At 72.5% G+C, this 11,981-nt stretch carries 10 protein-coding genes; 2 read left to right on the top strand and 8 right to left on the bottom strand.

Going from position 1 to position 11,981, the window contains the following annotated elements; translation table 11 throughout:
• Positions 1 to 21 precede the first annotated feature (21 nt).
• From ACH4E8_RS24605 to tkt, 6 genes are all read right to left on the bottom strand, one after another.
• Positions 22 to 792: a class I SAM-dependent methyltransferase gene (locus ACH4E8_RS24605; RefSeq protein ID WP_398451571.1), complete on the bottom strand. Its 771-nt coding sequence runs from the start codon at positions 790 to 792 to the stop codon at positions 22 to 24.
• 308 nt (positions 793 to 1,100) lie between these two features.
• Entirely contained in the window at positions 1,101 to 1,883 is a 783-nt protein-coding gene (pgl, locus tag ACH4E8_RS24610) for a 6-phosphogluconolactonase (protein ID WP_398451574.1), read from the bottom strand.
• Positions 1,880 to 2,953, bottom strand: a complete 1,074-nt coding sequence (gene opcA, locus ACH4E8_RS24615; protein WP_398451577.1) for a glucose-6-phosphate dehydrogenase assembly protein OpcA — start codon at positions 2,951 to 2,953, stop codon at positions 1,880 to 1,882. The genes pgl and opcA overlap by 4 nt, the downstream gene beginning before the upstream one ends.
• Positions 2,950 to 4,482 (bottom strand): glucose-6-phosphate dehydrogenase, encoded by a 1,533-nt coding sequence (gene zwf / locus ACH4E8_RS24620; protein WP_398451579.1) that lies wholly within the window; start codon positions 4,480 to 4,482, stop codon positions 2,950 to 2,952. Before zwf ends, opcA begins: the two co-directional genes overlap by 4 nt.
• Before the next feature lie 4 nt (positions 4,483 to 4,486).
• Complete coding sequence (gene tal / locus ACH4E8_RS24625) at positions 4,487 to 5,608, bottom strand: transaldolase (RefSeq protein WP_398451582.1); 1,122 nt, start codon at positions 5,606 to 5,608, stop codon at positions 4,487 to 4,489.
• 35 nt (positions 5,609 to 5,643) lie between these two features.
• Positions 5,644 to 7,731, bottom strand: a complete 2,088-nt coding sequence (gene tkt / locus ACH4E8_RS24630; protein ID WP_398451585.1) for a transketolase — start codon at positions 7,729 to 7,731, stop codon at positions 5,644 to 5,646.
• Between the two features lie 368 nt (positions 7,732 to 8,099).
• Here tkt and ACH4E8_RS24635 point away from each other — a divergent pair, with 368 nt between their 5' ends.
• Together ACH4E8_RS24635 and ACH4E8_RS24640 are read left to right on the top strand one after the other, a co-directional pair.
• Complete coding sequence (locus ACH4E8_RS24635; protein WP_398451588.1) at positions 8,100 to 9,071, top strand: heme o synthase; 972 nt, start codon at positions 8,100 to 8,102, stop codon at positions 9,069 to 9,071.
• 154 nt (positions 9,072 to 9,225) lie between these two features.
• Entirely contained in the window at positions 9,226 to 9,546 is a 321-nt protein-coding gene (locus tag ACH4E8_RS24640; RefSeq protein WP_398451590.1) for a hypothetical protein, read from the top strand.
• A 123-nt stretch (positions 9,547 to 9,669) separates the two neighbouring features.
• Here ACH4E8_RS24640 and ACH4E8_RS24645 read toward each other — a convergent pair whose 3' ends face one another.
• Both ACH4E8_RS24645 and ACH4E8_RS24650 read right to left on the bottom strand, forming a co-directional pair.
• Entirely contained in the window at positions 9,670 to 10,641 is a 972-nt protein-coding gene (locus ACH4E8_RS24645) for a heme A synthase (RefSeq protein WP_398451592.1), read from the bottom strand.
• A 68-nt stretch (positions 10,642 to 10,709) separates the two neighbouring features.
• A complete protein-coding gene (locus ACH4E8_RS24650; protein WP_398451595.1) occupies positions 10,710 to 11,876 on the bottom strand; it encodes a hypothetical protein in 1,167 nt (388 codons plus the stop codon).
• Between the last annotated feature and the right edge of the window lie 105 nt (positions 11,877 to 11,981).

Below are 11,981 nucleotides of genomic sequence, written 5' to 3' on the forward strand. Positions count from 1 at the left end.
CGGGCGGGCCCGTCACGGGGGTCAGCGCAGGGCCACCAGGACGCTGTCGTCGCCGCACTGCCAGACCGTGGTGACCGTGCGGAAGCCCGCAGCCTTCAACAGGTCCGCCTGCTCGTCGAACGTCAGGTCCAGCGGAGGGGCGAAGGCGCGTTCGGCGATGGCGCGTTGCTCGCGCTGACGCGCCAACTCCGCGAGCTCCGGTGCCGCGAGGAACGCCTTCCACCAGGAGTCCCAGTCCTCCCGGTCCGCCTTGCCGGCGCGCTCGGCGCGGGCGTCGCGGACCCGGCGGGCCAGGGAGCGGGCGTCCGAAGAGCCCTCGGGCATGCGGTTGTTGGCGTCGACGAAGACGCCGCCCGGCCGGATCCTGGCCGCCAACCGGCCGTAGAGCGCCGCGAGGTCCTCCGCTTCCAGCCAGTGCAGCGCCGTGGAGGAGACCGCCGCGTCCCAGGGCTCGCCCGGGGCGACGCGGGTCGGCCAGTCGGGGGAGTTCAGGTCGTCGAGGAGGAGGCGCGCGCCGGTGCCGGCGACGTTCTCCTCGCCCAGGCCCAGCATCATCGGGTCCGCGTCGACGCCCACGACCTCGGCGCGCGGCAGGGCGCGGGCGAGGCGGACGGAGAGCGAACCCGTACCGCACCCCAGGTCGACGATCCGCGGACGGCCGGGCGAGGCCCGCTCCAGGGACCACCGGACCACGTCGAGGATCACTTGGAACCGTTCCTCGCGGTCCGGGCTGTACCGCTCCTGCTGTTCGTCCCACCGCCGCAGCCAGGTGCGGGCCGTCTCACCGAGCATCGTGGTCCCCTTCCGTGCATCCGTCGAACGCGTTGAAAAGGCCGTGCTTGCAGACGTGCGTGTACACGTGTACGTGTAGCGCGGAGAGAAGGGGAGACAGGGCGTCCCCCTCGCCGCGCCCCAAGTTAGCCGCACCACTTCGGTCCCCGGCAAGATCGCCTCCCGGGCTCCCCGGCGCGGCGCGGGCCTTTTGGCTGATCTTCGGTCCGCAGGAGGGTGTTTCAGGACAGGGCGGGCAACGCGAAGGGCCCGGACGCCTCCCTAGGCGTCCGGGCCCTCACGAGCCTCGGCTTCCGCAGCGTCAGCGACTAGGCCGCGGCCGGCGGATACAGCTCCCGCGGCAACTGCGCGGCCGCCGCGGAGTCCAGCAGCCACAGCGTGCGGGCCCGGCCGCGGGCGCCCGCGGCCGGGGCCTGGACCTCGCCCGCGCCGGAGAGCGCGATCGCCGCGGCGTTCGCCTTGTCCTCGCCCGCCGCGAGCAGCCAGACCTCACGCGCCGCCCGGATCGCGGGCAGCGTCAGGGAGATCCTGGTCGGCGGCGGCTTCGGCGCCCCGTGCACCCCGACGACCGTGCGCTCGGTCTCCCGGACCGCGGGGTGCTCCGGGAAGAGCGACGCCACGTGGGTGTCCGGGCCGACGCCGAGCATCAGGACGTCGAAGGTCGGCACCGGACCGTGGTCCTCCGGCCCGGCGGCCGCCGCCAGCGCGGTGGCGTACGCGGCGGCCGCCGCCTCCACGTCGCTGCCGTACGGACCGTCGGACGCCGGCATCGGATGCACCCGCGCCGGGTCGACCGGCACCTGGTCCAGCAGGGCGGCCCGCGCCTGGGTGGCGTTGCGCTCCGGGTCCCCCTCGGGGAGGAACCTTTCGTCGCCCCACCACAGGTCCAGCCGGCGCCAGTCGACCGCGTCGCGGGCCGGCGAGGCCCCGAGCGCGGCCAGCAGGCCGTTGCCGTTGCGTCCGCCCGTCAGCACCACCGAGGCAGTGCCCCGGGCCGCCTGGGCGTCCACGATCTTGGTGATCAGCCGGGCCGCCGCGGCCTGGGCCATCAGCTCCTTGTCGCGGTGGACGACGAGCTGGGGTGCGCTCACTTCGCCGCCGCCTTCCGCGCGGCGGCCTTCTTGCCCGTCGCCGCCTTCGCGGGGGCGGCCGGCGCCGGAGCTTCCTCGGCGTCCGCCACCGAAGCGGCTTCCGCCGCCACGGCGGCCGGGGCAGCCGCAGCGCTGCCGGGCCCGCCGTCATCGAGCCGGTCCACCCCGAACCGCAGGGCGGAGGCGTAGGTGTCGTCCGGGTCCAGCCGCCGCAGCTCCTCCGCGATCAGCTCGGAGGTCTCCCGGCGCTTGAGGGCGACCGCACGGTCCGGCTGGCCCTGGATGGAGAGGTTCGCCAGCGCACCGTCCGCCCGGTCGAGCACGATCCGGCCGCAGTCGGTCTCCATCCGCACCGCCGTGAGACCGGGGCCGTGCGACAGGGTGCGCCGCACCGGCACGCCCAACCGGTCCGCGAGCCACATCGCGAGCAGCTCCACGCTCGGGTTGAACTCCTCGCCCTCCACCTCGACCGCGGTGACCTCGCAGACCACCTGGTCGAGCGCGGCGGCCAGCATGGAGCGCCAGGGGGTGATCCGGGTCCAGGACAGGTCCGTGTCGCCGGGGGTGTACGCCTCGGCGCGCGACGTCAGCTCCCGGACGGGCTGCTCGGCGGCGTAGGTGTCGGTGACCCGGCGCTGGGCCAGCGCGCCCAGCGGGTCCTTCGCCGGGTCCAGCGGGGCGTTCACCGGCCACCACGCCACGACGGGCGCGTCGGGCAGCAGCAGCGGCAGCACCACCGACTGGGCGTGGTCCGTCACGTCCCCGTACAGCCGCAGCACCACCGTCTCGCCGGTGCCCGCGTCCGCGCCGACCCGCACCTCCGCGTCCAGTCGGGTCTGCGCCCGGTCGCGGGGGGTGCGGGAGACCCGCTTGATGACCACGAGGGTGCGGGAGGGGTGCTCCCGCGACGCCTCGTTCGCCGCCTTCAGCGCGTCGTAGGCGTTCTCCTCGTCCGTGACGATCACGAGGGTCAGGACCATGCCGACGGCCGGGGTGCCGATCGCCCGGCGGCCCTGCACCAGCGCCTTGTTGATCTTGCTGGAGGTGGTGTCCGTAAGGTCGATCTTCATGGCCGGCGCCAGCTCCGTCCGTCTCGTGCGAGCATTTCGTCCGCCTCGATCGGCCCCCACGTCCCCGCCGAGTACTGGGCGGGCTTGCCGTGGGTGTCCCAGTACTGCTCGATCGGGTCGAGGATCTTCCAGGACAGCTCGACCTCCTCGACCCGCGGGAAGAGGTTGGAGTCGCCGAGGAGCACGTCGAGGATGAGCCGCTCGTACGCCTCCGGGCTGGACTCCGTGAAGGACTCGCCGTAGGCGAAGTCCATCGACACGTCCCGCACCTCCATGGAGGTGCCCGGCACCTTGGAGCCGAACCGCATCGTCACGCCCTCGTCCGGCTGGACCCGGACGACCAGGGCGTTCTGCCCCAGCTCCTCGGTCGCGGTGTGGTCGAAGGGGGAGTGCGGGGCCCGCTGGAAGACCACCGCGATCTCGGTGACCCGGCGGCCCAGGCGCTTGCCCGTCCGCAGGTAGAACGGCACGCCCGCCCAGCGGCGGTTGTCGATCTCCAGCTTTATGGCCGCGTAGGTGTCGGTCTTGGAGTCGGGGTCGATGCCGTCCTCCTGGAGGTAGCCGACCGCCTTCTCACCGCCCTGCCACCCCTCGGCGTACTGACCGCGCACCGTGGCCTCACCCAGGTCCCGCGGCACCTTCACCGCCCCGAGGACCTTCGTCTTCTCCGCCGCCAGCGCGTCCGCGTCGAAGGAGGCGGGCTCCTCCATCGCGGTCAGCGCCAGCAGTTGCAGCAGGTGGTTCTGGATGACGTCACGCGCGGCGCCGATGCCGTCGTAGTACCCGGCCCGGCCGCCGATGCCGATGTCCTCGGCCATGGTGATCTGGACGTGGTCGACGTACGACCGGTTCCAGATCGGCTCGAAGAGGGTGTTGGCGAACCGGAGCGCCAGGATGTTCTGGACGGTCTCCTTGCCGAGGTAGTGGTCGATGCGGAAGACCTCGTTCGGCGGGAAGACCTCGTGCACCACCTTGTTGAGCTCCATGGCGGACGCGAGGTCGTGGCCGAAGGGCTTCTCGATGACCGCCCGGCGCCACGAGCCCTCCTTCTGGTCCGCCAGCCCGTGCTTCTTGAGCTGCTGGACGACCTTGGGGAAGAACTTCGGCGGCACGGACAGGTAGAAGGCGAAGTTGCCCCCGGTGCCCTGCGCCTGGTCCAGCTCGGCGATCGTCTTCTTCAACGTCTCGAACGCTTCGTCGTCGTCGAAGTCGCCCTGGACGAACCGCATGCCCTGGTTGAGCTGCTGCCAGACCTCCTCGCGGAAGGGGGTGCGGGCGTGCTCCTTGACCGCGTCGTGGACCTCCTGGGCGAAGTCCTCGTCCTGCCACTCCCGACGGGCGAACCCGACCAGGGAGAAGCCCGGCGGCAGCAGCCCCCGGTTCGCCAGGTCGTAGATCGCGGGCATCAGCTTCTTGCGGGACAGGTCGCCCGTGACGCCGAAGATGACCAGGCCCGACGGCCCCGCGATGCGCGGGAGCCGTCGGTCGGCGGGATCACGAAGCGGATTGGCTTCGCTCGATCCGGACACGGTCTCAGCCCTTCGCCGGAGCGAGGCGGGCGAGCGCCGCCTCGGTCGACTTGAGCAGGTCGTTCCAGGACGCCTCGAACTTCTCGACGCCCTCGTCCTCCAGCAGCTGGACGACCTCGTCGTACGAGACGCCCTGCTCCGCGACGGCCGCCAGCTCGGCGCGCGAGCGGTCGTACGTGCCGCGGATCGTGTCGCCGCTGATCGAGCCGCGGGCCGCGGTGGCCTCCAAGGTGGCCTCCGGCATGGTGTTCACCGTGCCCGGGGCGACCAGCTCGTCCACGTACAGCGTGTCCTTGTACGCCGGGTCCTTCACGCCGGTGGAGGCCCACAGCGGACGCTGCTTGTTGGCCTGCGCCCGGTCCAGGGCCGTCCACCGCTCGGAGGAGAAGACCTCCTCGTACGCCTCGTAGGCGAGCCGGGCGTTGGCCAGGGCGGCCTTGCCGCGGGCGGCCTTCGCCGCCGGCGTGCCGAGCGCGTCCAGCCGCTTGTCGATCTCGGCGTCCACCCGGGACACGAAGAACGACGCCACCGAGTGGATCGTGGACAGGTCCAGTCCGCGCTCCTTGGCCTTCTCCAGACCGGCCAGGTACGCGTCCATCACCTCGCGGTAGCGCTCCAGCGAGAAGATCAGCGTCACGTTGACGCTGATGCCCAGGCCGATCGTCTCGGTGATCGCCGGCAGGCCCGCCCGGGTCGCCGGGATCTTGATCAGGGTGTTGGGCCGGTCCACCAGCCAGGCGAGCTGCTTCGCCTCGGCGATCGTGGCCTCGGTGTCATGGGCGAGCCGCGGGTCCACCTCGATGGAGACCCGGCCGTCCTGCCCTCCGGTGGCCTCGAAGACCGGACGCAGGACGTCCGCGGCGTCCCGCACGTCCGCCGTCGTGATCATGCGCAGGGCCTCGTCCACGGTCACCTTGCGCGCGGCCAGCTCCCGCAGCTGCTGCTCGTACCCGTCGCCGCCGCTGATCGCCTTCTGGAAGATCGACGGATTGGTCGTCACACCCACCACGTGCTGCTCGCCGATCAACTCCGCGAGGTTCCCGGAGGTGATGCGCTTGCGGGACAGGTCGTCCAGCCAAATGGCGACGCCTTCGTCGGTCAGGCGCCCCAGTGCGTCGTCTGTCATGAGTGTTCAATCTCCTACTTCGTCATGTACCCGCGTCAGCGCCGGGCGGCGTCGAGAGATTCCCGCGCGGCGGCGGCGACCGCGTCCGCGGTGAATCCGAACTCGCGGAAGAGCAACTTGCCGTCCGCCGAGGCACCGAAGTGCTCCAGCGAAACGATGCGGCCGGCGTCGCCGACGTACCGGTGCCAGGTCAGCCCGATCCCGGCCTCCACGGCCACGCGCGCCTTCACGGACGGCGGCAGCACCGCGTCCTTGTACTCCTGGTCCTGCTCCTCGAACCACTCCACCGACGGCATCGAGACCACCCGCGTGGGCACCCCGGCCGCCTGGAGCTGCTCGCGCGCCTCGACGGCGAGCTGGACCTCGGAGCCCGTGCCGATGAGCACGACCTCGGGGGCGCCGCCCTCGGCCTCGAACATCACGTAGCCGCCGCGGACCGCGTCCTCGTTGCGCTCGTACGTCGGCACGCCCTGGCGGGTCAGCGCCAGCCCGTGCGGCGCACCCACGCCGAACTCCTTGGTGTAGCGCTTGAGGATCTCGCGCCAGGCGATCACGGTCTCGTTGGCGTCCGCCGGACGGACCACGTTCAGCCCCGGGATCGCCCGCAGCGACGCCAGGTGCTCCACCGGCTGGTGCGTCGGGCCGTCCTCGCCCAGGCCGATCGAGTCGTGCGTCCACACGTACGTCACCGGCAGGTGCATCAGCGCGGAGAGCCGCACCGCGTTGCGCATGTAGTCCGAGAAGACCAGGAACGTGCCGCCGTAGATGCGGGTGTTGCCGTGCAGCGCGATGCCGTTCATCTCCGCGGCCATCGAGTGCTCGCGGATGCCGTAGTGGATCGTGCGGCCGTACGGGCGGGCCTCCGGCAGCGGGTTGTCCGCCGGCAGGAAGGACGACGACTTGTCGATCGTGGTGTTGTTCGAGCCCGCGAGGTCGGCGGAGCCGCCCCACAGCTCGGGCACGACCGCGCCCAGCGCCTGGAGCACCTTGCCGGACGCCGCGCGGGTGGCGACGCTCTTGCCGGTCTCGAACTCCGGCAGCGCGTCCTCCCAGCCGGCCGGCAGTTCGCCCGCGCTGATCCGGTCGAACTCGGCGGCGCGCTCCGCGTTGGCCGTACGCCAGGCGGCGAAGCCCTTCTCCCACTCGCCGCGCGCCTCGCGGCCGCGGTCCAGCGCCTCGCGGGTGTGCCCGATGACCTCGTCGGAGACCTCGAAGTGCTGCTCCGGGTCGAAGCCGAGGACGCGCTTGGTGGCCGCGACCTCCTCCTCGCCGAGCGCCGAGCCGTGCGCCGCCTCGGTGTTCTGCGCGTGCGGGGCCGGCCAGGCGATGATCGAGCGCATCGCGATGAAGGAGGGGCGCTCCGTCTCGGCCTGCGCCGCCTTCAGCGCCGCGTACAGCGCGTGCGGGTCGAGGTCGCCGTTCTCCTTCGGCGCCACGCGCTGCACGTGCCAGCCGTACGCCTCGTACCGCTTGAGGGTGTCCTCGGAGACGGCGGTCTCGGTGTCGCCCTCGATGGAGATGTGGTTGTCGTCCCAGAGCAGCACCAGATTGCCCAGCTTCTGGTGGCCCGCGAGCGAGGAAGCCTCCGCGGCGATGCCCTCCTGGAGGCAGCCGTCACCGGCGATCGCCCAGATGGTGTGGTCGAACGGGGAGGTGCCCGGGGCGGCGTCCGGGTCGAACAGACCGCGCTCGTAGCGGGCGGCCATCGCCATGCCGACCGCGTTCGCCACGCCCTGCCCCAGCGGGCCGGTGGTCGTCTCGACGCCGACCGTGTGCCCGTACTCGGGGTGGCCCGGGGTCTTCGAGCCCCAGGTCCGGAACGCCTTGAGGTCGTCCAGCTCCAGGCCGTACCCGGCCAGGTAGAGCTGGACGTACAGGGTCAGCGACGAGTGCCCGGCGGAGAGCACGAAGCGGTCGCGACCCGTCCAGTCGGCGTCGGCCGGGTCGTGCCGCATGAGCTTCTGGAACAGGACGTACGCGGCGGGCGCGAGGCTCATGGCCGTACCGGGGTGGCCGTTGCCGACCTTCTGTACGGAGTCCATGGCCAGTACGCGAGCGGTGTCGACGGCCCGCTGGTCCAGTTCGGTCCACTGAAGGTCTGTGGTGGTCGGCTTGGTGCTCACCCTGCGTCAGGGCTCCTCTCCACATGTCGCCACATGTGTCTTCGCTTGAGGGTCTTCACATGTCGCATGTCATATCCGGTGACGACGGAAGCACCGGGCGTCGTCGAGCCTACCCTTGGCGCGCCATGCGCCATTTCGATTCGATTCGTCTGCGACCGGGCACCGAGCGCGGCCACAGTGCCAGCCTGCCGCCAACGGGTGGACTTCGCCTCCCGACGGCCCCGCGCACCCCCTCCAACACGACCCACCCCCGTGCGAAGCGAGTGAGGAGCAACCTCTAGAGTGGCGTGGTACGCGCAAGTTCCCCCGGGCCTTCATCAGTCCTGTCCTGCGCCCGGGACTTGCTGGAATCTCTTTCAGGGGTGTGCGTGACGGCCGTCGATTCCCGTCCAGCGGGTGGGGGCACCGCCCATTCCGGGGCCGTGGGGAAATCCAGCGGAGGCTCCGGCGCCCGGCCGATCGGCGCCCGCGTCATGGCCTTCGTGGCGCTGACCAAGCCGCGGATCATCGAACTGCTGCTCATCACCACAGTGCCGGTGATGTTCCTCGCCGCGCAAGGGGTGCCGGACCTGATGCTGGTCCTGGCGACCTGCATCGGCGGCTACCTCTCCGCCGGCGGCGCCAACGCGCTCAACATGTACATCGACCGCGACATCGACGCGCTGATGGACCGCACGTCGCAGCGTCCGCTGGTCACGGGCATGGTCTCGCCCCGCGAGGGCCTGGTCTTCGGCCTGGTGCTCGCGGTCGTCTCCACGGCCTGGTTCGGCCTGCTGGTCAACTGGCTCTCCGCCTGGCTCTCGCTCGGTGCGCTCCTCTTCTACGTGGTCGTCTACACGATGATCCTCAAGCGCCGCACCTCGCAGAACATCGTCTGGGGCGGCATCGCCGGCTGCATGCCGGTGCTGATCGGCTGGTCCGCGGTGACCAACTCGATGTCGTGGGCCGCCGTCATCCTCTTCCTCGTCATCTTCTTCTGGACGCCGCCGCACTACTGGCCGCTGTCCATGCGGGTGCGCGAGGACTACGCGCGCGTCGGCGTGCCGATGCTGCCGGTCATCGCCTCCAACAGGGTCGTCGCCCGGCAGATCGTGCTCTACAGCTGGGTGATGGTCGCGGTCTCCCTGCTGCTCACCCCGCTCGGCTACACCGGCTGGTTCTACACGGCCGTGGCACTGGCGGCGGGCGGCTGGTGGCTGTGGGAGGCGCACGCGCTCCAGTCGCGCGCCAAGGCCGGCGTGACGGGCGCCAAGCTGAAGGAGATGCGGCTCTTCCACTGGTCCATCACCTACGTGTCGCTGCTCTTCGTCGCCGTCGCGGTGGACCCCTTCCTGCGCTGAGAAGCCGCCCGTTCCCCGGGCCGGTCCTTCGAGCCGGTGTGCGCCTGGTGCGTGCACCGGCTCTTCGCCGTCCGGCGCCGGGGCGCCGCCAGTGGCCCACGCCACGCGCACCCGGCATGGTCAGCGCCTGTTACCCGTACGTAGCATCGTGACCATGGCAGACACCAAGCACGCGGACCGCAAGGCCGCCAAGCTCGCCCGGGAGATCACCGCCTTCGCGAAGGCGCACGGCGGCGCGGAGGGGCAGCTCGCCTACATCGGCCAGTCGGGCACCCGCATCGTCCTCGTCGGCGCCGACGGCGCCTGGGGCGACCTGGTGGCCCCGACCCACGCCGTGGCCGCGGCCGCGGCCGAGCAGGCCGGGCTGGCCCTGCACGACTCCTTCGACGGCGAGTTCGCGGCGAAGGTCCGCACCGGACCGTACGAGTGGAGCCGGATGGCCGGCATCCAGATCGGCGGTCGCGCGGCCGGCTGAAGCTGCCGGGGTCCTGCTGCCGTATGCAGGCACGTCCGTACGGGCCCGCGGGAACGTACGACACCGGGCCGGCACCCACTCGTGTGGTGGGTGCCGGCCCGGTGTCGTACGCGTTCCGTCGGGTCAGATCCGGGCGAGCGCGGGGTCGGTCTGCGCGGGGATCGAGGGGGTGGCCTCGGTCGGCCGCTCCCGGGTGCTGAGCACCAGCCGCAGCACCGCGACCCACAGCAGCGACGACCCCAGCATGTGCACCCCGACCAGCACCTCGGGCACGCCCGTGAGGTACTGGAGGTAGCCGATGCCGCCCTGGAGCAGCAGGACGACCAGCAGGTCCCGGGCCCGCGCCCGGACGTCGGTCGGGGCGTCCACCACCCGCAGCACCAGCCACATCGCGACCGCCAGCGCACAGATCACCCAAGCGGACGCGGCGTGCAACTGCGCCGCGTTGACCCAGTCCCACGGCATGCGCGGCACGTCGCTGCTGTCGCCCGCGTGCTTGCCGGCGCCGGTCACTCCGGTGCCCAGCACGATCGCGGCGCCGGCGACGACGACGATCGCCCAGGACAGTCGGCGCACCGGCAGCGGCACCCGCGGGCGCCGGGGCGCATCGCCCTCGCCGGCCCGGTGCCAGGTGATCACGGCGATGGTGAGCAGCAGGTTCGCGGCGACGAAGTGGCCGGCGACGATCCAGGGGTTGAGCGCCATCCACACGGTGATGCCGCCGAGGACGGCGTTCAGCACGACCACCCAGAACTGCGCCCAGCCCAGCCGGGTCAGCGAGCGGCGCCGGGGCTTGGCGGAGCGCGCGGCGATGATGGTCCAGCCGACGGCCGCCGACAGGACGTACGTCAGCATCCGGTTGCCGAACTCGATCGCGCCGTGCAGCCCCTGCTCGGGGGTGGCGAAGAGGCTGTCGTCCGTGCACTTGGGCCAGGTGTCGCAGCCCAGGCCGGATCCGGTGAGCCGGACCGCGCCCCCGGTGACGATGATGACCACGGTCATCACCACGGCGGACAGGGCTGCGCGCCGGACGACGCCCGGGGCGGGAGTCCAGCGCCGGGCGATGAGAGCAAGGGGTGTTTGCACGGGCTCCATCGTATGCCGGGCCTTGTGCAAGTTTTCACGAGGGGGGTGTGACGTGGTGCACCGTGTTGACGGGCGGGTCAGGAGCGGGCGCCGGGCGTTCGGTCGTGGCGGAAACGGGCCGCGTCGAGGTGGTCCTCGTCCTCCCACCACACCGCGAGCCGCCAGTGGACCGGGGCCGGCGGCCGGTCGGGGGAGGTCAGGAAGGCGTCCGTGAGATCCGCCCCGACCGCCGCGGCCGACCGGTCGGTGACCGCGGTCGCGCCGCGCCAGGGGTACGCCATCGGGGTCCAGGGCGCGCCGTCCGCGTCCCGGGTGTCGAACCGCCACACCGCGCGCCAGGAGCGGGCCCGTAGGACGCGCTCCACCTCGGGGAGCGCCAGCCGCAGCCCGTCGGCGATGGCGCCGGCCTCGACGCCGTCGATCCGGGCCGCCAGCACCGCCAGCGGCAACAGGCGCTCCGGCAGCAGGTCATCGGCGCGCAGCCGGGCCAGTCCGTCGGCGAAGGGGCAGCGGCGCAGCCGGCGTTCCAACTGGTCGCCCAGGTGCTCCAGCAGCGCGGTGTGCAGCCCGTCCCGCCCCGGCTTGGGCTCTCCCGGCGCTGCGTCGCCGACGGCCCGCAGGTCGTCCCGGTCGTCCGCGCGCAGCGCGCACAGCCCCCGCTCCGCCCGTACGGCCCACGCGGCGGCCTCCACCGGGTCGCCCAGCTCCTCCAGGCGGTCGCCGAGGAAGGCGTACGCCTGCGCCAGGCCCTCCCGGTTGCCCGGCTCTGCCTGGTCCAGGCCGGCCCAGACCGCGACGGCGCGCCGGGTCGCGGCGAGCGCCGCGAAGCCGTCGGCGCGCACGGCGCTCGACGGGCGGCTGCCGGGGCCCCGGAACGCGTAGCGGGGGAGTCCGAGCTCGTCGCTGAGCGGATGCGCCAGGTAGATGGCCCGGCTGGTGAGGGCCCTGGCGTACCAGCGGGCGTGCTCGGGGTCGTGCCGGGCCGGGCCGGCGCAGTGCCGCACCGCTTCGCCCGCGGCGCTCAACGCGGGTGCCCGGCGGCCGGCTTCGAAGTGGTGCCGGGCGAGTTCCGCGTAGCGCAGGCCGAGTCGGGCGGCGACGGACGGGTCCCCGTCGGCGTGCGGTGCGAGCGCGTCGATCAGGCGCACCAGGGTGCGGTGCCGTTCGGCGGACGTCAGCCCGATGCCGACGCCGCCGCCCGTCGTCCACTCCGCGTCCAGTCGCAGCGCGGCAGTTCGCTCCATCGCAGCCCTCCCACCTGCCGACCCGCGCGTCGCCCCGGGCACGGGCTCGGCAGCCTCATACTGACGCCCCCGTCAGAACGAGGGAACCCCGACGACGGGTTCCAC

The sequence above is a fragment of the Streptomyces sp. NPDC017979 genome (genome assembly GCF_044328175.1).
In the GTDB taxonomy this organism is placed as follows: Bacteria; Actinomycetota; Actinomycetes; order Streptomycetales; family Streptomycetaceae; genus Streptomyces.